The organism is Biomaibacter sp. TOL, from assembly GCF_059717795.1.
Genome location: NZ_AP046092.1, coordinates 3257459 through 3282176, shown reverse-complemented (window position 1 = coordinate 3282176; position 24718 = coordinate 3257459). Strand labels below are relative to the sequence as shown.

The following is a 24718-nucleotide window of genomic DNA, read 5'->3' as shown; positions in this document are numbered from 1 at the left end:
CCCTCCCTAAGCGTCTGCTCCCGTCCTGAACAGTTTAATCTGCAGAAAGGACAGAACAAATGTGATAACAAAAATTACAAAGGCGATAGCCGCCGCATATCCCATCTCATCATTTCTGAAAGCGGATCGGTAAAGGTAAGTCGCCAGCACCTCCGAGGAGCGGCCGGGGCCGCCGGCTGTCATTACATAGACTTCGTCGAATACCTTAAAAGCCCCTATTATGGTTATTGTGGTACAGACGAGAATCATTTCCTTTACCTGCGGAACGGTGACATTGAAAAACATTTGCAGGCGGTTTGCGCCGTCAATCATCGCGGCTTCGTACAGCTCATAAGGTATCTTTTGAATCGCCACCAAAAACAGAATCATGATATAGCCGGTGTACTGCCACTGGGATACCGCAATCACCGCATATATAGCAGTTTTGCTTGAGCCGAGCCAATCCTGAGCATAGTTTCCGAGGCCGATTAATTTTAAAAATGCGTTAACTATGCCGATGTTGGAATTGTATATGAGCTGCCACAATAGCCCCACAACAGTCAGAGAAATCACTGCGGGAGAAAAATAAACGGTTCTGAAAAAAGCCTGATATCTTCTCATAAACTTTTCTTCCAGTATTGCCGCTATTATCAGGCCAAAGCCCACCTGAAATACAATCGATATTACGGCATACAGGACATTGTTTTTTAAGGCCACATAAAAGACAGGGTCTTTTAAAAGCCTGTTGTAATAGTGCATACCCACATAAATCTTTTTTTCGGAAAAAGCGCTCCATCTGTAAAGGCTGTAAAAAATATTCAAAACAGCGGGATAATAAATAAACACCAGGACTAGAATGACTGCGGGAAAAAGATAAGTGTAGGCCAACCGCCTGTCGGCATACATTTTCACACGATATTCCCCCTGATGGGGATGCCTCAAGAAAAGGCATCCCCGTTTTTCTTCAATCAACCTCTCCTTGAACCGTCTTCGCCGCCTGGCTGACTTCTTTCATAATATCTTCAGGAGACTTGCTGCCGTTTAATAGTTCCTGCAGCCCGGCAAGATAGGTTTCCGCCACTTTTATGTGCACATCGGTGTCAAGCCATAAAGCCATACCTTCCGCACTTTCAACGGCGTGCATGCCTTCAACAAGGAATTTCGGGGCATTGGTTTCATTAACCGCGCCGATTACTGGGCTCGGCCAGCCCAATGTTTTAACCAGTTTTTCCGTGCTTTCCTTGCTCACAAGAAATTTTAAGAATTCTATTGCTTCCCGGGGATGTTTTGTTTTAGCAGAAATCATAAAGCCGTCAGGGGCTCCCGTCAAAAACTTCTGATTCCCTTCGCCCTCGGGTATTGCCGGCATGGCGAAGAAATCCCACCTGCCAGACATATTTTCTTCGACCTGTGCAAATTCTTCCAGCTCCACGTAAATCATGCCCGCCTTGCCCGCATAAAACAGCTGGTGAGCCATATCATGGGAAGTGGAGTTGACTCCGTCGTTGAAATACCCTTTGTCTTTTAATAATTTCAAATATTCGAGGGCTTTTACATAGCCCGGATGGGTAAATTCGCCTGTCTTGGGGTTATAATCTTTCATCCGGACGTCCTGCGGCACCAGCTTCTGGTTAAATGTCGTGAGGTAATGGCATGCGGCCCAGGGGAACTGATTGCCCAGCGCTATGGGTGTAATCCCGGCTTTTTTCAGGGTTTCGCATATGTTCATGAAATCCTGCCATGTCTGGGGCTTTGTCAGGTTGTATTTTTCAAAAAGATCTGTGTTGTATACGAAAAATTTGCCGTTTATCCTGAAGGGCATGCCGTAGACTTTGCCGTCAAACGTGAATGGCTCTATCCCCGCCTTCATGATGCTGTTTTTCCATTCGGAATCGGAGTTGAAGGCATCGGTTATATCCAGCACGCTGCCAACCCGCACAAATTTTCTGGCGAATTCCCCGCTCCATGAGAAAAACACGTCAGGTTGATCATCCGAGCCCATAACAATGCGGAGTTTGTCTTTTATAGGCTCATCTGCGACGGCTTCCATTTCAATCTTTATGTCGGGATGTTTTTCTTCAAATTCTTTTACGATCTGTTCAAAGTATTCCATGTTCTGAGGTTGCGGCCATTTATGCAAAAATTTCAGCACAACCTGCTCTCCGGCGTTTTTTTGTGAGTTTTCATCTGTCTGAGCGTTGTTGCCCTTTTGCCCGCAGCCTGTAATTATCGAGGCGAGCAAAACCGCAATCACTATCAGGGAAAAAATCTTTTTGAACATCATAACTTTCTACCCCTTTCTTTTTAATTTTCAAACTTTATTCCGTAACCAAAAGCCCCGTAATGGCCGCATGTCTCTGCGGCTGCATTGGCGGCGGCATTTAAAGCCTCTTCAACCCCCTTTCCGTTCAAAAGATTAACCATAAGGCATGCAATAAAAGCGTCGCCTGCTCCCAGTGTATCTACCACTTTAGCGGGAACGCTTGGCTGCAAATAATACCTGCCATTGTAATATAAAACGGCTCCTTCCGCTCCGCGCGTAATGAGGATGAGTTTCGGACCTTTTTTTGAAAACTCTCTCTGCAGATATTTAATCTCATCAAGGCTTTTATGACTTCCCGAAAAAAATGCAAAATCGACATATGGAAGAATCTCGTTTAAATAATCATCGTCGTATTTATCCGAGAAATCAAAAGAAACCATTCGGGCTTTCTCTTTCAGTGACTTCATTTCATTTTCAATGCCGCTATACACGCTGCTGTGGACAATGTCAAAGCCGCTGATAAAGTCATAGTCTTCACAGGTAAGTGTAAAATCAAACGATACTCCCTTGTCGCCGCCCACAAAAACCCTGTCGCCGTCTTTCAGCGTCACTGCAGCATACGCATTCGGGCCATTGATTACTTTCATATGCGACACATCGACGCCTTCGCTTTTTAAGGCATTACAAATATGCCGCCCTGCTTCATCGCTGCCGACGGCTCCGATGTAAGCGGTCCTGGCACCGTGCCTTTTCGCAAGCACCGCAACATTCAGGGCATTTCCTCCGGGAAACATAAGGCCCAAATCCAGATACTTATCAACCACATTGTCGCCCACGCCTATTATGCTTGCCAATTGAATGCACCTCCTTATCTGGATGAAGAACATATCTTTTTTCTTTTTTAATAAAGGCTCTTGCTGAATTGAAACCGCGTATTTGGATGAATATATTCATACCGTGAATTTATTTTTATCATTTCCATACCGTTTTATGGTTTGTGGTATATACCATTTGTTTTATAATAATTCTACATTAATATCAAATTTCCTTCTTTGTTAATAAATTATTTTATTCTCAAACGTCCCAATTTTATAAAAACAAAAAAACAGCGGCTTTTGCTCGCTGTGTTGTAAGTTTGTTCTAAGGAAAAATTGGCACTTTGTTCCTGCGAAAGTTGAGTTAATTATTTTTAAAAAGCTGATCAACAAATTCTTCAAACTGCCCTTTTTGTATAGATGCTAGTTTATATGCAATCATGCCGTCTCGCTCTGCTATCCTAGCAATAATAGCAACTTCTACTATATTCCCTTGGGCAACTTTCCATATAATTCTTATAGACTTATTGTTTACGTAAATACTTCGGTAACCCGAAAGAGGTCTGCCTGCTTGATTCTCTAGTTCTTTCCCGAAGCTCGAAGGAGCCCTTGATATTTTTTGCAGCGCTTTGATTATCTTTATTTGGCGGTTTTTGTCAAAAGTAAGGAAATCGTCAACGGCAGCAGGAAAAAATATTATGTTTTCCGGTAAAATATCAGTCAGTTTCAAGTTCGACATCGGGGGCGCCCTCCAGGTCTTCTGCAGTTATGTTTGCTTTTGAAACTACATCAGCAAAAGATACATATTCTCTGTTATTTTTTACGTTTTCTATCATGCGACACAGTAGTTCCATTTTTAATTCGATTTCAGAAGCTTCTTTTACCTTCTTCCATAATTCTTCAAAGCTATCATAGCTCAAGATAGTTGCTTTGGGTTCCGTTCCGGAAAACATCATTAAGAAGGGAAATTTGCTTAATTTTGGTTCAATTACACTTCTCCATTTCCTTTGAATGTCACTTATACTGATAATCTGATCGCTTGAGAAAAGCGGTTTTTTATTCATTTGAAAAACATATCCTCCCATGTTTTTTCTCCTTTCTATTATATGTTGATTTATTCAATATTATTATCGCATATTTTTTCGTATAATGCAACGTATAATAGTAAGTGGATTTGCTCCAGTTCTTTATAAAGTCGAAGACGTTTTTTCTATAGTTAATAATGTATAAAAATAAAGGGTTTGCAAACACTTGATATTTCCGGCGGCTGAGTTGCCGGAGGTTTCAATGACAAAAGCCTTGGATAATAATGTTAATTACGCTAAAAAAAGTAAAGAAGGACAATTCTCCTTCTTTACTTTTTTTAGTAGTTTTATTTTTATGAATAGAATATATTTATTTTCCTAGAATCATATCTTTCGCATCTTCAAATTCTTTTAAGGCACTATCAAGATATGCCTTTGTATCAGCAGTATTCATATAAGCAGGCTCAACACAATATGCTTTCTTGATATCCTCTGCATATTCAGGTTTCTTTGAAACCTCTTCCATAGCATTGGCAACTTTCTCTATTATACGCTGATCTGTTCCTTTCGGAAAAGCCAGAAAATATGCTCTATGTGCAATTATATCATATCCGAGTTCTTTTGCTGTAGGCACATCAGGGAAGAGACTGCTACGCTTTTCAGAAAAAACGGCCAAAACTCTAAAATCACCCGAATCGATATATGGTTTCATAACACCATATGGGTTAACATTAGTATCTATCTTTTGCGCAAGCAGTGCTGCATTCCTATCAGCTCCTCCTCCCGCATCAACTATGTTAAAATCGGCTCCTGTCAATTCTTCAAGCTTGCGACCAACATAATAAGTATAACCACCCACAGAAGAAGCGTATTTTATTTTGCCAGGATTTTCTTTTGCATCCTTTATTAAATCATCAAGTGTCTTGTATTTACTCTTTGAATTGACTGCAATAATGTACGAATTATCCATTATCCCTGTAGCGCAAACATCAAACGCCTCATGTGCAAAATCTGTTACACCTACGACCTTATTCATTAACATTGAGTCATGAAAGAACAGCGCCGTATATCCATCGGGTTTTGCATCACGCACTTGAATACTACCCACACTGCCATTTCCTCCATCTACATTCACAATTACAATAGGAGCTCCTAAAATTTTTTCCATATATTTAGCATAGGTACGTGCATGAAAATCAGTATCCCCACCAGCTTTAAATGGAACTACTATTTGAATTGTTTTACCGTCAGGCCATTTAAGTTCATCTGATGTTTCAGCAGTAGGAGCTTTTTCCGCTTTTTCTGCTTCAGGTGTTTTTTGCGCAGAGTTTGTACAACCTGCTAATACTATGCTCAATAGTATTAGCACAATTAAAAGAATAGTAAGCTTTTTCATTCTTAATCCTCCCTGCTTTTTGCTTAATTTTTGCATAAAATTGATTAGAGTACTTCTTTAAATTTATCCTCTATAACGTTCCCCCCTCGATTTTAAATATTTTACTAATTGTTTAATATGTTATTTTTTGTAATATCTATCAGTAGCTAAACTCAATTTAAAAGATGTCAACCTGTTCTTTTAAGATTAAAATATCATTTCGCTTTTTTGCTATTTAGAGACAATTGCACTTTTTTGTTTTTTATATTCGCCGTATACAGTATAAACAATAACGAGGAGTGCAGCTATAAGAAACAATGCTGAAATAGGTTCTGTTAAAAATGGTAAGAAACTCCCCTGCGAAAACATTAATCCACGCCTCAAGTTAATTTCCATCAATGGCCCAATTAAGAAACCCAGTATAAAAGGAGGGGCAGGAATTTCTACTTTATTGAAAGCATATCCTATTGCTCCAAAAAGCAAGACAGTCCAAACATCAAACATTCTATTATTCACTCCAAAGGCGCCAATAACACAGAATATGAATATTCCTGGCAATAAAAACTGTTTAGGTATTTTAAGCATTGCCGCAAATACTCGAAGCCCATAAAACTCAATAAACAGCATTGCGAATGAACCAATAATCATTGTAAGAAAAATTGCATAAACCATATCCACATGCTCTTTGAACATCAGTGGTCCTGGCGATATTCCCTGCATAGTCAAGCCTCCGAGAAGCATAGCGGTTACAGTATCTCCAGGAATACCTAATGACAGTAACGGCACTAACGCTCCACCGATCGCTGCATTATTAGAAGTTTCGCTTGCAACAACACCATCAATGATACCTGTCCCAAATTTTTCAGGATACTTAGATCTATTCTTAATAACACCATATGCTAAAACATTCGCAACTCCGCCACCAATGCCAGGCAAAATGCCTATCCCGATTCCGATTAATCCTGAAATCAGCGCATTCCACTTTTGCTCAAAAAACTCTTTTAACGAAAAGCCAAATCCTCGAATGCTCTTGAGGTCTACTTTTATTGTTTCTATTTGCTGAGCGTGTTTTGCTTTTTCTGCTGTAATCAATATTTCTGAAATAGCAAATAGTCCTATTAACACCGGTAAAATGTTAAAACCGGAAGCCATTTGGACATTGCCAAATGTATATCTTTGTACACTTGCTATAGAATCCATGCCAACAGTTGCAAACACACACCCTAAAAATCCAGAAATCAAACCTTTAACTAATGATTTCCCCGATAAACCAGCCATCATTGTGAGTGAAAATAAAGCTACTGAAAAATATTCATATGCGCCAAATTTTATGGCTATTCTTGCCAACCATGGTGCCATAAATATCAACACAACAGTAGACATAATTGTTCCTATGAAAGAAAACACTATGCCAACACCCAAAGCTTTTGGTCCTTCGCCTTTTGCTGTAAGCGGATAACCGTCAAAACATGTGGCTACAGACGAAGGTGTGCCAGGTATGCGTGTTAAGATGGCGGAAATCAAGCCGCCTGAAATACCGCCAATATACAATGATACCAGTAACACTACACCTGCTATAGGATCTAAACTATATGTTATAGGTAAAAATAGTGCCAGTGCCATCGTCGCAGATAGCCCAGGTATTGCACCAAATATAATACCGATTACGATTCCAATAATTATCAGCGAAATGCAAAGAGGATTTAAAATTGCTTGCGCGCCTATCGCAAAAGACTCAAGCATTGTTGTATCACTACCCTTTCAACATTTTATCTTAAATTATCCCTTTAGGAAGAGGCATAAACATGAAATTATGAAATAAAACATATATGCAAATTGATAAAATTATTGAATAAATCATTGATAAATAATAATTAACCTTTGCATTTGCTGGAGAAAGCAAGAAGCTCATCACAAAAAGAAATAATGCCGATGATAAAATAAAACCTAGAACTTCCATCGTCGATATATACAACAGTATCAAAAGAAATGTTAAAATAACGTTTTTTGTATCTTTATTATCTTCTTCAGCTTTAAATTTTTCTTCTGTGATTTTGTATTTTTTAACATAAATTAATCCTTTGTAAATTTGCAGTAACGCTAGTATAAATAAAATTAAGCCATATAATCTAGGCATAAATTCTGCCCCTATTGATACAACTTTATTTTGTTTAATTGAAAATGAACCGATAAAATATACAATTGCAAAAATGATTATGACAATCCCTATTATCAGCTCTTTGTACTTTTTAAACAGCTGTTCCTTCATTTTTTGTACTCCCTTTCCATCTTAAATGTTGGTAAACTTCTGGATTGCACACATGCGGCCATTTTTCGCCTCGCAAAACAGCTAATGTTCCTTCTACTGCCATCATCACCACTTTTCTGGTTGTTTCCTGAGTTTGGGCTGCCATATGAGGCGTAATTACACAATTCGTAAGTTTCATCAATGGATGGTCTGCCTTCATTGGTTCATCTACTAATACATCTAAACCAGCACCTGCAATGATGCCTTTTTCCAGTGCCTCTACAAGCGCAGCCTCATCGACTATATCTCCGCGAGCACAATTTATAAAAAATGCCGTCGGTTTCATTGCTAAAAACTGTTTTTTCCCCATCATGCCTCTGCTTTGTTCTGTTGAAGGCATATGCAAAGATACATAATCGCCAACTGAAATTGCCTCTATAAGATCCATACTGTATTCACATCCCATGGCTGCAGCAATGTCTGCCGAAACATACGGATCATAGACCATTACCTTCATTCCAATGCCAAGACACATGCGAGCCAGTTCTCTACCTATATTCCCAAAGCCCAATATGCTTACAGTCTTGTCTTTCATTTCCACTGCAGCATATTTATTTCGAATTCCAAAATTGCCTTTTTTCGTCTCAATATCACTTTCAACGATATTTTTGCTCACCGCAAACATCAGTGCCAGCGTGTGTTCCGCAACCGCACGAGCATTTGCAGAAGGGCATATCACCACCGGTATACCTTTTTCAGTGGCAGCCACTACATCAACATTATCGACGCCGACACCCGGTCGCGTAATAACTTTAAGTCTATTACACGCTTCGATTGCCTTGCGATCGATTCTGCCAATTCGCAGAATGAAAGCATCTGCTTCTTTAAGTATATCAAGTATTTCAGCACTATTTCCATTATTAGTTATAACAATATTTGCTTTGCCTTCAAGAGCTTCCATCCCCGGTTTATATAGTTCATGCGATAAAACAATGTTATACAAGGATTTTGACTCCCTTCTTCTTATTAAAAACAATTTCCCTTTTATTTAATGATTTGTATTCTATATTATCTTCCTGTATATTGCTTTCATATCTTCTTTGCTCATCTTCTTAGGATTATTGTCCAGCAGCCTCGTGACCTTGGACGCGCTTTCCACGATTTCGTCAAGTTCGCTTTCGGATATATTCATTTCTTTTAGCGGTGACTTGATGTTCAAATCTTTTGTCAAATCGTACAGGCTCTCCACCATTTTTTGCGCGGCCTGTTCGTCCGAAAGGCCGTTTATGTCGATTCCCATGGCTATTGCCATATCCCTGTATCTTTCTATTGCTGCTTCCATGTTGAATTCCATGACATAGGGCAGCAGTATTGCATTTGAAAGCCCGTGCGGTATCCTGTATATGCTGCCCAAAGGATATGACAAGGCGTGCACCGCCGCGGTCCCTGAAGCAGCTATGCATACTCCACCGTAAAACGAACCTATTAGCATGTCATTGCGAGCATTAATATCTTCACCGTTATTAAAAGCTCTGCGGATGCTGTTTGAAATCAACTTTATTGCTCTGAGTGCGAAAGTATCGCTGAACGGATTTGCTTTAAGCGATATATAGCATTCCATAGCGTGTATCAATGCATCCATGCCGGTGTTTGCCGTTATGGCAGGCGGGAGTTTCACAGTTAAGCTCGGGTCAAGGATCACGTAGTCGGGTATCAACTTGCTGCTTACTATGCCGATTTTAAGCTTTTCCTCAGGTACAAGCACGATTGCGTTGGGTGTGGCTTCCGATCCCGTTCCTGCTGTAGTGGGAATCATCAGCGTCAGTATACCTTTGTTTTTTATCCTGTCAGTTCCAAGTATTTCTCTAACACTGCTGTCATTCGTCATTAGCACCGATATGATTTTTGCCGCATCCATGGAGCTTCCGCCGCCGATTCCAATAATCATCTGACAGTCCATGCTTTTTACACTTTTTAATATTTCCTCGATCTGTGAAACTTCGGGTTCAGGCGGCGTGTTATTGATTACCTCAACAGTACAGCCGCAAGATTTTAAAATTTCTATTGGTTTTTCCACCAGCCCTGCATTCCATACCCCCTTATCCGTAATGATTAATGTTTTTTCTACTTTTTCATCTTTTATAATATCTTTCAGACTTTCTATGCTGCCTACACCTGCTATTACCTTTCCCGGAATTTGCAGGGAATATATTCCTTTAAACATTTTTAACTCACTTCCTGTTATTTGTATAGTTTTAATACTCTTTCAAGTTCCTCTTCTATTTTAGGATTAAGACCGCTCACAGGCCTTCTGGCTGGCCCGACATTATATCCCAAAAGATTCATTGCTCTTTTGACAACTGAATTTGGATTACCCATTTTCATGACATCTCTAAATGGCCTCAATTTTTTCTGCAACTCGTTCGCCTTTTTAATTTCTCCTTTTTGCCATAGTCTGTAAATTTCAACCAAAAGTTCCGGGAATAGATTTGCGGTTCCCGCTATGGCGCCATTCCCTCCTGCCAGAAGCGTCCACAGAATGAGCGAGTCGTTTCCTGAAAGTACCGATATTCTTTCATGCGTATCTTCTATATATCTCAATGTATTGTCGAAATTGCCGCTGCTGTCTTTTATGCCCACTATGTTCTGATATTTTGAGAGCCTGGCCACTGTCTTGTAGTCAATGTTGTTGCCGGTCCGGGCAGGAATATTGTAAAGAACAATGGGCAAATCCACGGATTCCGCAATTTCAGCAAAATAGCTATATATATCATCCTGTGTTACGGCGACATAATACGGGGATAGAATAGACAGTGCGTCTACTCCCAGTTGTTTTGCCTTCAAAGAAAGCCTTATGGTTTCTCTGGTGCTGATGCAGCCTGTGCCCGCATATACTGGTACTCTTTTTGCGGTCTCCTCAACGGTGATTTCTATAACCCTCAATTTTTCCCCTTCAGAAAGGGCATACGATTCTCCATTAGTACCCAAACAGAATATCCCGTGTATGCCGCTGGATATCATTCTGTTTATCTGGTTTCGAAGCTCTTTTTCATTTATCTCTTCGTCTTCCGTCATGGGTGTGATGATTGGAACAATAATCCCCTCAGGTTTTAACATTTTTCGTCCGCCTTTCATCATAAATTTATTTCAAATCAAACTTCACCTTTGCCATCCTTATTGCCATTTCAATGGCATCCACCAGGCTTTCCTCATTCGCCCTTCCTTCTCCCGCCTTGCCGAAGGCCGTCCCGTGGTCCACGGATGTGCGAATGATCGGAAGGCCGAGGGTGCAGTTGATTCCGCTCACAGATGTATATTTGTTTGTTGCAATGTCCAGTTTAAAGCCTGTCAGTTTAACGGGAATATGCCCCTGGTCGTGGTACATGGCCACAACTATATCGTATTGCCCCGCAAGAGCCTTTACAAACACGGTATCTGGAGGAACAGGGCCGTCCGCGTTTATCCCCTCACGCTTTGCCCTTTCGATGGCAGGTATGATGGCCGTTGCCTCTTCGCTTCCGAAAAGACCGTTTTCCGAACTGTGGGCATTAAGCCCCGCAACCCCTATTCGCGGCTTTTCAACGCCCATCATTTTTACGGCATCGAAGGCCAGGCGAATAACCTTGTATACCCTTTCTTCGGTTATCAAATCGCATGCTTTTCGCATGGAAACATGCGTCGTGGCATGGACCACCTTCAAACTGCCGCTTGCCAACATCATTGCATAGTCCTTTGTTCCCGTCAAGTCTGCAAATATTTCCGTGTGGCCCGAATAGTGGTAGCCCGCAAGGTTGATTGATTCCTTGTTGATGGGTCCGGTAACCACCGCGTGTATTTTGTTCTCCAGCGCAAGCTCGATTCCTTTTTTCACATAGTTGAACGCCGCCTTGCCCGCCAGAGCGCTTACCTTCTTGTATTCCCAGCTTCCCGGCGAAAGCAGATTCAAATTCAGGTAGTCCACGGTTCCGAATTCGCCTTTTGCCTGATTAATCCCGGATATTTCATTCATTTTTAAATTCAGGCTGGTAAATCTGTTTGCGTCTTTCAACGGTTCGGCATCTCCGATGATTACGGGAATGCATTTTTCATAAATATGCTCTTTTGCCAGCGCTTTTATTGCTATCTCCGGGCCTATTCCCGCAGGGTCGCCCATGGTTATTCCGATTATTGGCTTCATTTCAACTTTTCTCCTCCCGTGTTTAAATAATTTACTATATTTATAAATGAATCCTTATCTCCGAATCCTCCGGCTTTTGTAACCACATGCAAACCGTCAAATTTTCCTCCGATAAGTCTGCCGACAGGTATGCCCGGCAATATCTCATTTTCCAGTATTATTCCTTTTGCCTCCATGGTGTCAAAAACATTTATCGCTACATCGCCGCCCGTTACAACCAGGGCTTTAATCATCTTATCGGAAACAACATTTTTTGCCACAACACCAAAGCTCTTTGCGACTTTTTTAGCGTTTTCCGATGAAATCTCCTGGTTATAAATTTCTTTTTGGCTTTTCAGCAAGCTGTCGATTGCCACTACGACGATTTTGCCTTCATGCAATGCTTTTTTCGTTTCATCTGTGACTCTGTTCAATTCTTCATCGTTTTTCCCTTTGATTATTTCTTCAGAATTCATTTCTACAACTTTCACCGAGCTGAAAGCGGTAAGCGTTTTAATCTGTTCAGCAGTCACCATATTGCGCGTTCCTGCCAGAAATAATATTGGCTTTCCACCGGGATATTGACGATACTCCTTCACCATATCCCACATCAGAGGGATGCAGCTCGCCAACCCCGCAGACCCCGCAATCACGGATTGTGTCGCATAATCTTTGACGGCAAGGGCTATATTCATCAGATCATCGTTTGTCACTGCATCTATTACAAATATCTGTTTTTTCAATTTCCTCAGTTCATCGATTTTTTGTTTTAAATTGGATGCGCCTTTTCTCACATCTTCGATTTCTATTAAAGACACCGGTTTATCTTTTTTATTTTTAAATATATCCGGCACAAAACCTATGGATTGAAAATTGTTTTGTTCTTCTTTCAGATTTTTATCAATATATAGATAGCCTTTTTCCACTTTTCTTCCGTTTGCCGGAAACGATGGAACTATGAATGCCATCTCAAAACCCAATTCATCCATCATGGCTTCAATTTCGACATCGGGCTGGCCGCGTAGAGTGGAATCTATTTTTTTATAGTACAACTTAAAATTCATACCACTCAGAGTCCGAACTATATCTTTTACCCTTGAATAGGCCACTTCTCTATCGATATTGCGCGTTCCGGCATTAATGGAAACGATATCGAAGTCGAATGTCAAATCTTTAATCGTCAAATAATTGAAGACGACGGCTGTGGATATTCCGAACTTGCTGAATTGAACACCGGTGTCGGTCGCTCCCGTAAGATCATCGGCAATGATGCAAAGTTTTTCCATTAACTTATCACCTGTTTGCTTAATATAATTGAGGAATGTAAATTTTTGAAACTGTTGCCTTAATTTTATCTATTGATTCATGTCGCTATATTTTTAAAGCAATTATCATGCCAGGTGTAAAACATGGTTATGATTTGTTTATTTCAAAAAAAATGTTGCAAATTACAATAGAATATATTGTAATTTGCAACATTTGATGTATTTTGCATCACTGCATCAAGCCTGATTCCTTAATCTTTCTCCAAATGGTGGTTCTGTCCACGCCCAAGAGCCTGGCCGCCTCGGAAATATTGTTCTGTGTCTTTGCCAGCGTCTCTTTTATGGCCATGATTTCTATTTCTTTTAATGTGAAGTTTCCTTTAAATATATCCCGGGATATGGTATCACTTTGCTTTGCGGCCTGGTTTGAAATCCCTAAATCGGCTTCTTCTATATATTCACTCTCGGCAAAGGCCACAGCCCGTTCGATGACACCCTTTAATTCCCTCACATTTCCAGGATAAGCCAGATTCATAAGCAAATCCAGAGCTTTTTGGGTAACTCCCTTTATATTCTTGCCAAGTCTTGCAGAATATTTCTCAACGAATAAACTCACCAGCAGCGGTATATCCTCTTTTCTTTCTCTCAGAGGCGGAATAATCAGCTTTAATACATTCAATCTGTAAAACAGATCCCGCCGGAAGGTGCCTTTTTCTATATCTTCCTCCAGATTTCTGTTAGTGGAAGCTATTATCCTGACATCCACCGGAATCACTCTATCGTCGCCAATCCTCATAACTTCCTTTTCCTGAATTACTCTCAGCAGCCTCGACTGAAGATTCAGGGGCATGTCCCCTATTTCATCAAGAAAGATTGTACCCATGTGTGCCATTTCAAAAAGGCCGATTTTCCCTCCCCGGCGGGCGCCGGTAAAAGCACCCTCTGCATAACCGAAGAGTTCGCTTTCGAGAAGATTCTCCGGAAGGGCGGCACAGTTTATAGCCACAAAAGGTCCCTTCGCCCTGGGGCTTTCGTTGTGGATGCTGTGGGCGAAAAGCTCCTTCCCCGTTCCGGTTTCTCCCAGTATAAGGACCGTCGTAGAATCTAGTTCGGCATATTTTTTTGCTCTATATATAAGGTCTTCCATTATTTGGCTTTTGTGAATGATATCCTTAAAACTGTATTTGGCCACCAGGCCTTTTTGGTGCAGCTCCCTCCTTATTTTCTGCTCCATCTTCTGTATCTGGGTCACATCCTGAAAAGTAGCCACCGCACCTTTTATTTCGCCGTCCACTATAATCGGGACCCGATTTGTGGCAATCACCACATCCCCAACCCTCTGCAGCTCTCCAAGTTGGGGCTCTCCGGTTTTTAAAACCTCCGGCAGTTTGGTGGTTTCCAGCAATTCGGATACAGGTTTGCCCACGGGATTGTCACTCTTTTTGAATATCTCTCCTGCTGTTTTATTAAAAATTGTAATACAGCCTTTTTCGTCCACCGCTATTATGCCGTCATGGATAAAATCCATTATAACTTTAAATCGTTCGGCTCGGGCCCTTTCTTCCCGTCGTATCTCGAGCACCCTTCGGGCTTCATAGATAGCCGACAATACGGCTTCTTTCCCTGATTCTATGAGTCTGCCTCTAAAACCCATGCTTTTTACCGTCTTTATACCAATAGTATCCCCTACGAATTCTCTCACGCCTTTTGACGCCACTTCAAAAACCTGTCTAGGCGCTTCACTCTCATCCTTAAAGATGACACGTATCAAATCGAGCCCCAGTACATCAATCAAAGTATCTATCCCAAAAACCACATTTTCATATCCCACTATTCCAATGGGGCCCCTATAATCCAACAAATCTTTTAAAGCCCTTAAAATGTCAAAGGCACTTACCTGAATTTCCACCACGGGTATGTTGACAGCATTTTTTATTACCTGATATGTACCTCCCCGACTGATAATAACTTCTACGCCCTTTTCTTCTGCATGTTTTGCTATTATTGCTCCATCACTTAAATTCCCCTGGATAACATCTACTTTGAGATTATATTCTTTAATCACATCCTTTGCCGTTTTTTCCAAATCCTCATAAGGTGCAATCAATAAGATATTATTCATATTTTCCGCCCCAAAGGCAATTTCACCCCCCAAAATCATTTCAGTATAATAAAGCATATTAAAAATAAAATAAAGTTCAAATTAAGTATATCACATACTAAAATGATACAATTATTATGTTTCAATAGGTTGCTAAAAAATTAACCTCTTCTCCTTTTTAGAAGTTGAGGTTATGCAATCAAAATTGCTCTATTAAATCATTCTGGACCCAATTATAAAAGAATTCATGCGGGCTTTGATAAAAACTTATCTCAAAGAGCATGACAAGATGTCACGCTTATGCTTATTTGAATTAAGAGCATAAATAAATTTTTTCTGCAAAGGTTTTTCCAGGGGAAATCGGAAGTGAATATTTAAAGTCCCGTAAAGTTTTCTCAAAGGCTGTAAAAAATCTAAACACCTTTTCTTCCCTTGCGTTTTCTCCCATGTGGCCTATGCGCCATACTTTACCTGATAGTTTTCCCCAGCTTCCGGCTATCATAACATTGTATTTATCCCAAAGATGCTTTCGAAACTTTTCATCATCTATCCCTTGCGGAATATAAAAGGCGGTCACGGTATTGGCTTCAGCTCCTTCTTTGGGAAATATCTTAAAACCTGCATCTTTTAGAGTATCCCTCACGGCATTAGCTATGCGGGCATGTCGGATATAGATATTTTCACTCTCTTCTAAAACTACATCTACCGCTTCTGAAAGGCCGTATATATCCGATATGGGCTGCGTATACGGGAATACCCTGTCTTTGTACCACATTTGCTTCCATTTTAAAAGATTGGTGTAAAACCCAGGTACGGGTGTCTTTCTTTCTTCCATGCAGTTCCATGCATCTTCGCTTATTGAAAGAAAAGTAAGACCTGGAGGTGCCGAAAGGCATTTCTGGGAACCACCCAGGACTATGTCTATACCCCAATCGTCGGTCATAACTTTCTGTCCTGCAATGGACGATACAGCATCCACCACTGTAATTATGCCCGCTTCTTTTAAAACCGGACATATTTCTTCAATGGGATTTATCATTCCTGCCGGTGTTTCGCAGTGAACCACTGTAGCAAGCTTGAAACCATTGTTTTTTGCCAGAAACTTTTTTACATCGTCAACGGTAAAAGCATCATCATATTCTTTTCTTAAATAAACAACTTCCGCCCCATATAATTCAGCAAACTCTCCAAAACCCTCACCAAAAACACCGTTGGCAAGGCACAGCACCTTATCTCCCGGTTCTATCAGTGATGCCATGGCTGCATCTAACCCCAGGATCCCCTCTCCACTCAGTATAAATACATCATTTTGGGTTTTAAGAATCTTTTTCAACTTTTCACACGTCTTATCATAGAAATCAAAAAAGTCCGGGTCAAGGTCCGGGTTTGTTATTGGCCTTGCCATTGCCATCCTCACCCGCTCATTAACTTCCGTAGGCCCCGGCGTCATTATAAGTCCATTCTTAATGGTCATCGTTGATTGCCTCCAAATTAAAGTTTTCTTTGAATTAGAACCAGGAATAATTATAATTTAGCATAGTCAATAATATCCTCCAAAAATGCATATACATCCTTTAAATCATTCTTTGCGATTTTATATATAGTCTTAAAATCTATGTCGCCATACTGATGAGCTATTATATTTCTTAAACCGATCATGTCTTTTAATGGCTTTTCAAGTTCCTTTCTAATGACTTTTTCTTTTACAAGAATGTTCGCCATATCTGATAAAAAAACAGGTTCTTCGAATCCTTCGTCAGATATAATATGTGAGCAGATATCTATAATATATTGAAGCGTCACGAAAAGGTTATGACATATAATATCTCTCTCATCCTCATTATTTAAAAACTCTTCGAGCGAAATATTGCTTTTTAAAGATATCCGCTCTAAATGATGCCTGATCAGATTTACTTTTTTCGAAATTATTTCCCTCTTAACCATTTGTCATCACTTCCCTGATCTTTTCTTTAGTCCTTTCAAGATACTTATTTATTATATACATTTGATCAAGATAAAAATAAAAGTTTTTAACTCGAAATTGAGAAAGTATGGAAGGGTTACCGTTCTTTAAAATAATGCCATTTTTAAATATTTCATGGTTTAACAAAGGTGGAGCACTGTTCATAATTATTAAATCCACAGGGAGTTTCAAAATATTTTCAAGCTCGCCTTTATATTTTAATTTGAATTCAAAATATTCTTCAGCTTTCATGCCTGCTACGTAGGCGGCGATGTCGATATCGCTGCCGGCTCTCACCTTCCCTTCGGCATACGAACCGAAAAGATAAGCAAAAACAACATTGTCATTTGAAAGGAAAAATTCCTTTAATTCTTTAATTAAAGCGTTTGCATCCACCATTCTCACCCAAAGCAATTATATCACATATTTTAATTCTGTCATAGGAAACTCGTTTTTTCTATAAGCGCCAAAAAGCAAAAATTTAATCCGCCAAAATACCTTCGACGACTGGAAATGAAAGTCAATTTCTTATGCTTAGAAGCAGACATTTGCAAAATATTGCAACGCGATGATGTCGATGTCATAAATCTCAACAGCTCCTCAATTGATATTCAATTTCAGGTAATTTCCACCGGGGATTTGCTGTATTGTAGTAATGAATTATTATTAGCCGATTTCAAGGAGAGAGTATTTAATATATATATATATGGCGACTATGGTTATACATTAAAACGTTTTTATAATGATTACGAGGAGGGATTAAAAATAAAATATGGAAATCGATAAAGCAAAAATATTAAACAAGATAAATATAATCGATACTTCCCTCAATAAATTGAGGCAACTTTCTGCTTTAAGAAAGCCCGAATTCTTCTATCAAAATCAGCAATTCCAGTTTCATGGCATCGAAAAATTTCCTGGGGTCGTAGCCGGTAATTTCCTTTACCTTGTCAAGCCTGCCTGACAAGGTATTGCGGGTTACGCCAAGCTTTTCCGCTGCGGTGCTAATATTCATATCGTTTTTAAAAAAGGTTTTTAGTGTATCAAACAGTTTTTCGTGATTTATGATTTTAAGCTGCGGATTGTGAGATAAAAGCAGTTTTTTAAATCTCTGAAGCATGTCCTGCGGTATGTTGGCGAGCAATATTTCAAGGCTTACATCCTGGGCTAATGTTATAGTTCCTTTTTCTTTATCGGCTTTTTTAATCTGTTCTTGAATTTCCAGTGCTTTAAAGGCTTCGTCGTAAGATTTTTTCAAACCCGAAAGCCCAGGATAAAAAGAACCGACGGTTGCCAGGAAAGTGAGATTATATTTTTCAAAGATATCCTTCACAGAAAAAATTGAATTCCAAATTTCTTTCTTTAATTTAACGTTATCCAAATTTTTTATGGCGTAGAAGATGATAAAAATATTGCTTCCGCTGTAGCTGAACATGTTCTGCGGATTTGAAAAAGCCTGTTTTATTCTATCCAATATCTTTTCCCGCCGTTTCTGTAATCTTAATTCATCTTTTTGAGCAAACAGATGATTAACATACACACTATTTTTCTCATTTAAGAGCTCGGTTTTATTTTCACTTTCAACTTTTTTTATTTCACCATTATTAACTTTGCCATATATTTTTTCATTCAGGCCATATATTTTTAATACTACTGCTACTCTAGGTATATTCATATCAAATCCCAATACTGTACCTTTTGCCAGAAAAATATCCTCGTTATCTATAAAGTTTCCGCGTATTATGTCATCTACATAAAGCTCCCGGGCATTTTGTTCCATCCTGAGCTGTTCGGAAAGAAATGCCTGCTGCAGCATGGTTTCTACCGAAATCTTTAAAAGCTCTCCGTAAGGGCGTACCTCATTAGGTTCACCGGTGATCCCTACCACTCCCGCTATTTTTTCATTCAAATAAATGGGGAGGTTTACTCCAGGCTTTACTCCTTCAAGTTTCTCAGCCTGGTCCGAAGTAATCTCCAGGGGTTTTCCAGTTTTAATAACTTCGGCCGCCCCCTGGTGAAACGTATTTATTCTCTTTTTATCCCCGCTGCCTACAATGATGCCAATACTATTCATTATATTTATATTGTATCCCAGGACTTTCATAGTCCTGTCAACAATACTCTGTGCGTACTGATGGGTAATTTCCAATGAAATCCCCCCGTTTGAAATAAATTTACATTAACCTCCACGCCGGGCAGCCCGGCACAAAAAAGGATGAAACATAGCTTTAAATCCTGTAAAATATATAAAGACACAAGGTATAGACCACGGTTTTAGTACCGGTGCCAATCCATTTTCCTGGATTAGCCCGAGCATTAACATGTTTGCAGCAGCCTTTAAGCACAAAAAAGTATTGCTTCGAGCATGCATATTAAACATTGCTTTCTTCGGGCTGCCATACCAAGTGTCGAGTATACTATACAGGGGGTCTATAATTGCCAAAAATACTCAATGTCCTAAACAAATCCTGCTGTGGGATTGATGTCCACAAAAGGAATGTAGTAGCCTGCGTTTTAAAAGCAGACGAATTCGGTGAATATACCGATAACATCAAAACTTTCTCAACGATGACTTCGGACCTTGAAAAATTAAAAAACTGGTTAAAGGAACAAAACTGCGAAAAAGTAGCTATGGAAAGCACCGGAGTATATTGGATACCCGTTTTCAATGTACTAGAAGGAGAATTCGATATCGTTCTTTCAAATGCCAGGCAAATCAAAAACGTGCCCGGAAGAAAAACAGATCCCAGCGACTCAAGATGGATTGCCAAACTCCTAGCTTTAGGCCTTGTTAATGGCAGCTTCATTCCACCGAAAGATATCCGGGAACTCAGAGAAATGACAAGATACAGGGCAAAACTGGTATCCATGCGCACTTCGGAAAAGGACAGGGCTCATAATATACTTGAAACCTGCAACATTAAGCTTTCCTGCGTTGCAACAGATATCTTCGGTGCATCCGGAACAGCCATTATGAAAGCTCTTATCGAAAACCCTGAAGAAGCAGATCCTGAAGAACTGGCTCAACTTGCTAAAGGAAAACTTCGCAGAAAGATTCCGGAGCTTATGGAAGCTTTGAATGGAAAAATGGACAAACACCATGCAATGATGCTGCAAATGGTTCTGGAACATCTTGCGTTCATTAGTGAACAAATCGAGGAACTGGATAAACTGCTTGAAGAAAAATGCAAGCCTTATCAGCAAGAAATCAAGCTCCTCACCACCATTCCAGGTGTGGATAAAACTTCCGCACAGGCGATAGTCGCAGAAGTGGGCATAGACATGTCAGTCTTTGAAACTCCGGAACGTCTAACATCATGGTCAGGCTTAAGCCCGGGGAACAATGTCAGTGCTGGTAAAAAAAAGTACAAGAACAAGACCAGGCAACCAATACATAAAGACCATAACATGTCAATGTGCCCATGCAGCATCTCGCACAAAGGATACTTACCTTTCCTCAAAGTTCCATAGCATTAAAGCCCGACGAGGGCCACAGAAAGCAGCCATAGCTACTGCAAGACATATCATGATTGCCGTATTTCACATAATCAAATACAAAGAACCTTATGAGGAACTAGGCGGAGATTATCTCTTGAAATTAAGGCCTCATAATGTAGCCAAAAGCATGATAAGGCGCCTTAAATCCTTAGGTTACGAAGTCATCGATAAAAAGTCTGTTTAATTTTAAAGGTGCATATTTTTCTTCGGAAACCTCTAAAAAGTTCGTATTTAGAGGCTTATTAAGGTGTTGCTTTTTTGCGCTTTTTTGGGGTTCGGGTTGCTCGTTACTATGTTTCATATTAAGAGTAAAAGTCTACATGAGGATCTGTACAATCCTTTCGGCCAATTCTTTCGAAACTCGATATCGGCTTTCCATGAATTATTCCTCCAAAAAAGTTTGTAAAGATATAAAAAAGCGGATAAAAATCCGCTTTTCATTGAATCAAAATAAAGCACAATATATCAATGGAATATCGCAAATAGTATTAAGGTTGTCACTATCGTTACTATTCCTTCTAATAAAGTTGCCATAGTTTGGGCCCTGTAAGCATCGGTAACCTTCAAACCGGAAAATTGGGATACTACCCAGAAGTAACTGTCATTTACATGGGAAACGGTCATGGCTCCCGCCCCGATAGCCATTACTGTCAAAGCTAAATCCATAGGAGATGTTAATCCAAGCTGAGGCAACATTGGGGCAAGCAAACTCGACGTTGTGACAAGAGCTACAGTTGAGGAACCCTGGGCCGTTTTCAGCAGAGCTGAAATTAAAAACGGCAAAAGAAGCACAAAAACTCCGTCCGCTATGCCTCCACCTGCGAATGTTTTTATATAGTCGGCAATTGGTGTGTTTGAAAGTACATTGCCAAGAGACCCCCCTGCTCCGGTAATGAGTAGGATTATCGCTGAATCTTTTAGGCCAAGACCGACCCAGTTCATCAGTGTTTCTTCATCATATTTTGGAAGTAGAGTCAACGCAAGCAATACACCTATCATCAAAGCGTTGACCGGAGTGCCTAAAAACACTATAAAATTACTGCCTATTCCTGTATATTTTGTAAACTTTACAAAAGAAGCAAGAGCGATTAAAAGTATTGGTATAACAATAGGAGCAAAGGATTTAACCGCACCAGGGAGCTGTTTAAATTGTTTCCTTAATTCATCGTAACTTGCCCCTGTTTGATCCACTTCGGTAGTAATATTTTTCCCTATACGGTAAGCCCACCAAAGTCCTACGAGTGCTGCAGGAATTGATACAACCATACCTATTAGAATAACCAAACCTAGATCGGCTCCTACATTTCCAGCAGCCGCTATAGGACCAGGGGTCGGAGGTACCAGTGTATGGGTTGCGTAAAGACCCGTTGATAAAGCCACTGCCATGACAGCCATGGGGATCCCGGCCCGTTTTGCCAGTGCTTTGTTTAGCGGTGTAAGGATAACAAAACCCGAATCGCAAAAAACCGGAATACTTGTGATGTACCCAATGATACTCATGGCTAAAGGCGAACGTTTAATACCGACAATATTTAGAACAACCTCGGCCATTTTAAGGGCAGCTCCGGATTTCTCCATGATTGTTCCGATTATAGTGCCGAAAACTATTACGAGGCCTATCCCTGTCATTAAATTGCCGAATCCTTGCGCAATTACATTACCAATAAACTGAACTGGCATATTGCTTAAAAAACCAACTCCATAAGCTGCAATCAATAATGCTAAAAAAGGATGTATTTTAAGTTTTGCCGTGGCATAAATAATAAACAAAATTGCAAGGACTACAATTACGAGCAGCATAGGCCCATGTACCATTGCCTGTTTGGCAGCTGCAAGTTGTTCTGGAGTCATTTTTCTACCTCCCTAAAATATATTCGAAATACATTTTGCGATATTTGTTCCAGCAGCTCTCCCCCCCTTTCCATGGCTTCTTCCAGGGCCATGGGTCTGTTGATGATGCTGAATAGGGCGGTAATTCCTGCATCATATAATTTTTCGTAGCCTTTCCCCAGGCTACCGGATATGCAGATTACCGGTTTGCCATATTTTTTTGCCACCTGGGCAACACCGAAAGGCACCTTGCCGAACATGGTCTGAAAATCGGTGGAACCCTCGCCAGTAATTACTAAGTCGGCACTTTTGACCTTTTCTGGAAAGTCGGCAAGATCCATTATTATATCTATTCCCGGTTTCATATCGGCATCTAAAAATGCCATTAATGCTGCTCCAAGGCCTCCTGCTGCACCGGAGCCTGGGATCTGGGATATGTCTTTACCCAACTCCCGTTTGATAACTTCCGCAAGATGTCCCAGATTCCTGTCAAGGATCTTTACCATTTCCGGTGTAGCACCCTTTTGAGGGCCGTAGACAGCAGATGCTCCATCAGGGCCGCAAAGTACATTTTTTACATCGGAAGCTATAGTAAATTGTGTTTTTTTAACCCTGGAATCCAAATCCGAAATATCGATTTGCTCTATCCTGGCAAGTTCACCTCCTCCAAAGCCTATTTCATTGCCCTTTTTATCTAAAAACCTAACTCCCAAAGCCTGGGCCATTCCTGCCCCGCCGTCATTGGTGGCACTCCCGCCAATGCCTATGATGATTTTTCTGCAGCCTTTATCGAGAGCTGCTTTTATCAGCTGGCCTGTCCCGTAGGTCGTAGTTTTCAGCGGATTCCTCTCTTCAGGTTTTACAAGATTTAATCCCGATGCCGCAGCCATTTCGATGATGGCTGTACCATCCGGTAGTATGCCGAAAAAAGAATCTATTTCTCTCCCCAGAGGATCGAGGGCTCTTGTTACAATCGTATTCCCTCCCAATGCGGTGATCAGTGCTTCAACGGTGCCTTCTCCCCCGTCAGCCATGGGGATTTTTATTATTTCGACATCACATTTAAAATCGGAGTCGGGTAATCCGCCATTGTATATCATATTTTCTGCGAAGTTTTGAGTTTCTTTTTTATTCTTTAACGCCCTTTTTACTCCTCTTTCTATGGCTTCTGCCGCCTGAAGGGCGGTCAAACTTCCTTTGAATGAATCTGGTGCTATAACAATTTTCATAAATTCCTCCGATTTATGATTTCAAATTCAATTTTATTTTATCAGAAACTTTTATTAATATACATTGTCAAAGTGATTAATTTAATATGATTATACAATTATTTTTTTAGCAATTTGTTTAAAGCAACTTTGTAACTTTTGCTGTTACTTAAATAAACCGAAAAATATTATTTCTTTTTTAATAAACTGGTATAATTTAGTAAAAGTCTAAATCTTGAAGGTGATTGTTTGAAAAAAGATAACTTTAATGAATATATATCGGACCTTAAAGAAAAATCTTTAAAAATATATAGCTTAATGGAATCTGAAAACAAAGGTTATTCCTCTAAACGGACCAAAAGATTGAGGGATCCGGAAGAAGAATATGTTCTTTTTTTACTTGACTACATGAGATGGCAGAGAGCATTAAAAAGCGGTGCTGTTGCAAAAACCGGACCTAGGAGGTACAAGTTAGATTGGACGAAAAAATTTTAAAAGAGCGTTTACAGGAATTGTTAAAAGAAGAAAACAACCTTAAAAAATCATGTAAATAAGAGCAGCATAATTGCTGCTCTTTTGGTTATTTTTTGAAATCTTTCTCAAATTCATCTATGGAATCTTTTAATAATGATACGCTGTAGGCCATGGATGGACCTCCACCAAACGCCACCGCCACCATAGCTGCTTCCATGATTTCTTCACGGGTGGCGCCGGCTTCAAGGGCTTTATATACATGGTAAACTATGCAGTATTCGCAGCGGTTGTAAGCGCCGATGGCTACACTTATGAGCTCCTTCATCTTTGTGTCCAGTGCCCCGGGTTTGTAAGCTGCGCCCAAAAGATTCATGAAAGCCTTTACCTGCTCTGCATTGGTCTTGGAAACTTCTTTCAAGCCGCCCATAAATTCATTTAGCAGTTCTCTGGGGTTTTTTGTCATAAAAAAGCCTCCTTCAAATTTTATGTTGCTATGCTAATAATTAGTATAGCAACTA

23 protein-coding genes are annotated in these 24718 nt (G+C 40.1%); 2 read left to right on the top strand and 21 right to left on the bottom strand.

Annotated features, from left to right (window positions below; translation table 11 throughout):
• Positions 1-6 precede the first annotated feature (6 nt).
• The 18 genes from AC6I1H_RS16100 to AC6I1H_RS16015 form a co-directional block, all read right to left on the bottom strand.
• Positions 7-885: a carbohydrate ABC transporter permease gene (locus AC6I1H_RS16100; RefSeq protein WP_497740833.1), complete on the bottom strand. Its 879-nt coding sequence runs from the start codon at positions 883-885 to the stop codon at positions 7-9.
• A gap of 58 nt (positions 886-943) precedes the next feature.
• The gene (locus AC6I1H_RS16095; protein ID WP_497738533.1) at positions 944-2263 is read right to left on the bottom strand and encodes an ABC transporter substrate-binding protein; all 1320 of its coding nucleotides are present in this window, start codon (positions 2261-2263) and stop codon (positions 944-946) included.
• 20 nt (positions 2264-2283) lie between these two features.
• Entirely contained in the window at positions 2284-3096 is an 813-nt protein-coding gene (locus tag AC6I1H_RS16090; RefSeq protein ID WP_497738532.1) for a PfkB family carbohydrate kinase, read from the bottom strand.
• A gap of 325 nt (positions 3097-3421) precedes the next feature.
• The gene (locus AC6I1H_RS16085) at positions 3422-3796 is read right to left on the bottom strand and encodes a hypothetical protein (RefSeq protein WP_497738531.1); all 375 of its coding nucleotides are present in this window, start codon (positions 3794-3796) and stop codon (positions 3422-3424) included.
• On the bottom strand, positions 3774-4142 hold the full coding sequence (locus AC6I1H_RS16080; RefSeq protein WP_497738530.1) for a hypothetical protein: 369 nt from the start codon (positions 4140-4142) through the stop codon (positions 3774-3776). Before AC6I1H_RS16080 ends, AC6I1H_RS16085 begins: the two co-directional genes overlap by 23 nt.
• A gap of 310 nt (positions 4143-4452) precedes the next feature.
• Positions 4453-5478, bottom strand: a complete 1026-nt coding sequence (locus tag AC6I1H_RS16075) for a tripartite tricarboxylate transporter substrate binding protein (RefSeq protein ID WP_497738529.1) — start codon at positions 5476-5478, stop codon at positions 4453-4455.
• A 210-nt stretch (positions 5479-5688) separates the two neighbouring features.
• The gene (locus tag AC6I1H_RS16070) at positions 5689-7200 is read right to left on the bottom strand and encodes a tripartite tricarboxylate transporter permease (protein ID WP_497738528.1); all 1512 of its coding nucleotides are present in this window, start codon (positions 7198-7200) and stop codon (positions 5689-5691) included.
• A 31-nt stretch (positions 7201-7231) separates the two neighbouring features.
• A complete protein-coding gene (locus AC6I1H_RS16065; RefSeq protein ID WP_497738527.1) occupies positions 7232-7726 on the bottom strand; it encodes a tripartite tricarboxylate transporter TctB family protein in 495 nt (164 codons plus the stop codon).
• Positions 7707-8708 (bottom strand): hydroxyacid dehydrogenase, encoded by a 1002-nt coding sequence (locus tag AC6I1H_RS16060; RefSeq protein WP_497738526.1) that lies wholly within the window; start codon positions 8706-8708, stop codon positions 7707-7709. Before AC6I1H_RS16060 ends, AC6I1H_RS16065 begins: the two co-directional genes overlap by 20 nt.
• 60 nt (positions 8709-8768) lie before the next feature.
• Positions 8769-9929, bottom strand: a complete 1161-nt coding sequence (locus AC6I1H_RS16055; protein ID WP_497738525.1) for an iron-containing alcohol dehydrogenase — start codon at positions 9927-9929, stop codon at positions 8769-8771.
• Between the two features lie 17 nt (positions 9930-9946).
• Positions 9947-10822, bottom strand: a complete 876-nt coding sequence (dapA, locus tag AC6I1H_RS16050; protein ID WP_497738524.1) for a 4-hydroxy-tetrahydrodipicolinate synthase — start codon at positions 10820-10822, stop codon at positions 9947-9949.
• A gap of 25 nt (positions 10823-10847) precedes the next feature.
• The gene (pdxA, locus tag AC6I1H_RS16045; protein ID WP_497738523.1) at positions 10848-11882 is read right to left on the bottom strand and encodes a 4-hydroxythreonine-4-phosphate dehydrogenase PdxA; all 1035 of its coding nucleotides are present in this window, start codon (positions 11880-11882) and stop codon (positions 10848-10850) included.
• The gene (locus AC6I1H_RS16040; RefSeq protein WP_497738522.1) at positions 11879-13147 is read right to left on the bottom strand and encodes a four-carbon acid sugar kinase family protein; all 1269 of its coding nucleotides are present in this window, start codon (positions 13145-13147) and stop codon (positions 11879-11881) included. Before AC6I1H_RS16040 ends, pdxA begins: the two co-directional genes overlap by 4 nt.
• Positions 13148-13355: 208 nt before the next feature.
• The gene (locus tag AC6I1H_RS16035; RefSeq protein ID WP_497738521.1) at positions 13356-15248 is read right to left on the bottom strand and encodes a sigma 54-interacting transcriptional regulator; all 1893 of its coding nucleotides are present in this window, start codon (positions 15246-15248) and stop codon (positions 13356-13358) included.
• A gap of 292 nt (positions 15249-15540) precedes the next feature.
• Complete coding sequence (locus AC6I1H_RS16030; RefSeq protein ID WP_497740832.1) at positions 15541-16695, bottom strand: pyridoxal-phosphate-dependent aminotransferase family protein; 1155 nt, start codon at positions 16693-16695, stop codon at positions 15541-15543.
• 56 nt (positions 16696-16751) lie between these two features.
• The gene (hepT, locus tag AC6I1H_RS16025) at positions 16752-17171 is read right to left on the bottom strand and encodes a type VII toxin-antitoxin system HepT family RNase toxin (RefSeq protein ID WP_497738520.1); all 420 of its coding nucleotides are present in this window, start codon (positions 17169-17171) and stop codon (positions 16752-16754) included.
• A complete protein-coding gene (mntA, locus tag AC6I1H_RS16020; RefSeq protein WP_497738519.1) occupies positions 17164-17589 on the bottom strand; it encodes a type VII toxin-antitoxin system MntA family adenylyltransferase antitoxin in 426 nt (141 codons plus the stop codon). The genes hepT and mntA overlap by 8 nt, the downstream gene beginning before the upstream one ends.
• A 454-nt stretch (positions 17590-18043) precedes the next feature.
• Positions 18044-19339 carry a CdaR family transcriptional regulator gene (locus tag AC6I1H_RS16015; RefSeq protein WP_497738518.1) on the bottom strand — a complete coding sequence of 432 codons (1296 nt, stop codon included), beginning with the start codon at positions 19337-19339 and terminating at the stop codon, positions 18044-18046.
• A 287-nt stretch (positions 19340-19626) separates the two neighbouring features.
• On the opposite strand from AC6I1H_RS16015, the gene AC6I1H_RS16010 reads away from it, so the two are divergent.
• Positions 19627-20661, top strand: coding sequence for an IS110 family RNA-guided transposase (locus AC6I1H_RS16010; protein ID WP_497738517.1), 1035 nt, complete (start codon positions 19627-19629; stop codon positions 20659-20661).
• Between the two features lie 492 nt (positions 20662-21153).
• Here the strand turns inward: AC6I1H_RS16010 and AC6I1H_RS16005 are convergent, their stop codons facing one another.
• The gene (locus AC6I1H_RS16005) at positions 21154-22539 is read right to left on the bottom strand and encodes a GntP family permease (protein WP_497738516.1); all 1386 of its coding nucleotides are present in this window, start codon (positions 22537-22539) and stop codon (positions 21154-21156) included.
• Complete coding sequence (locus AC6I1H_RS16000; RefSeq protein WP_497738515.1) at positions 22536-23747, bottom strand: glycerate kinase; 1212 nt, start codon at positions 23745-23747, stop codon at positions 22536-22538. The genes AC6I1H_RS16005 and AC6I1H_RS16000 overlap by 4 nt, the downstream gene beginning before the upstream one ends.
• Positions 23748-23975: 228 nt before the next feature.
• Between AC6I1H_RS16000 and AC6I1H_RS15995 the strand changes: the two genes are divergently transcribed.
• A complete protein-coding gene (locus AC6I1H_RS15995) occupies positions 23976-24221 on the top strand; it encodes a hypothetical protein (RefSeq protein ID WP_497738514.1) in 246 nt (81 codons plus the stop codon).
• Between the two features lie 85 nt (positions 24222-24306).
• Here the strand turns inward: AC6I1H_RS15995 and AC6I1H_RS15990 are convergent, their stop codons facing one another.
• Complete coding sequence (locus AC6I1H_RS15990) at positions 24307-24663, bottom strand: carboxymuconolactone decarboxylase family protein (protein WP_497738513.1); 357 nt, start codon at positions 24661-24663, stop codon at positions 24307-24309.
• Positions 24664-24718: the final 55 nt, after the last annotated feature.

Excerpts from the sequence above, each read along its gene's own strand:
- AC6I1H_RS16100 (WP_497740833.1), bottom strand. The coding sequence starts at position 885 with ATGTATGCCGACAGGCGGTTGGCCTACACTTATCTTTTTCCCGCAGTC.
- AC6I1H_RS16095 (WP_497738533.1), bottom strand. The coding sequence starts at position 2,263 with ATGATGTTCAAAAAGATTTTTTCCCTGATAGTGATTGCGGTTTTGCTC.
- AC6I1H_RS16085 (WP_497738531.1), bottom strand. The coding sequence starts at position 3,796 with ATGTCGAACTTGAAACTGACTGATATTTTACCGGAAAACATAATATTT.
- AC6I1H_RS16080 (WP_497738530.1), bottom strand. The coding sequence starts at position 4,142 with ATGGGAGGATATGTTTTTCAAATGAATAAAAAACCGCTTTTCTCAAGC.
- AC6I1H_RS16075 (WP_497738529.1), bottom strand. The coding sequence starts at position 5,478 with ATGAAAAAGCTTACTATTCTTTTAATTGTGCTAATACTATTGAGCATA.
- AC6I1H_RS16070 (WP_497738528.1), bottom strand. The coding sequence starts at position 7,200 with ATGCTTGAGTCTTTTGCGATAGGCGCGCAAGCAATTTTAAATCCTCTT.
- AC6I1H_RS16065 (WP_497738527.1), bottom strand. The coding sequence starts at position 7,726 with ATGAAGGAACAGCTGTTTAAAAAGTACAAAGAGCTGATAATAGGGATT.
- AC6I1H_RS16055 (WP_497738525.1), bottom strand. The coding sequence starts at position 9,929 with ATGTTTAAAGGAATATATTCCCTGCAAATTCCGGGAAAGGTAATAGCA.
- dapA (WP_497738524.1), bottom strand. The coding sequence starts at position 10,822 with ATGTTAAAACCTGAGGGGATTATTGTTCCAATCATCACACCCATGACG.
- pdxA (WP_497738523.1), bottom strand. The coding sequence starts at position 11,882 with ATGAAGCCAATAATCGGAATAACCATGGGCGACCCTGCGGGAATAGGC.
- AC6I1H_RS16040 (WP_497738522.1), bottom strand. The coding sequence starts at position 13,147 with ATGGAAAAACTTTGCATCATTGCCGATGATCTTACGGGAGCGACCGAC.
- AC6I1H_RS16035 (WP_497738521.1), bottom strand. The coding sequence starts at position 15,248 with ATGAATAATATCTTATTGATTGCACCTTATGAGGATTTGGAAAAAACG.
- hepT (WP_497738520.1), bottom strand. The coding sequence starts at position 17,171 with ATGGTTAAGAGGGAAATAATTTCGAAAAAAGTAAATCTGATCAGGCAT.
- mntA (WP_497738519.1), bottom strand. The coding sequence starts at position 17,589 with ATGGTGGATGCAAACGCTTTAATTAAAGAATTAAAGGAATTTTTCCTT.
- AC6I1H_RS16005 (WP_497738516.1), bottom strand. The coding sequence starts at position 22,539 with ATGACTCCAGAACAACTTGCAGCTGCCAAACAGGCAATGGTACATGGG.
- AC6I1H_RS16000 (WP_497738515.1), bottom strand. The coding sequence starts at position 23,747 with ATGAAAATTGTTATAGCACCAGATTCATTCAAAGGAAGTTTGACCGCC.
- AC6I1H_RS15990 (WP_497738513.1), bottom strand. The coding sequence starts at position 24,663 with ATGACAAAAAACCCCAGAGAACTGCTAAATGAATTTATGGGCGGCTTG.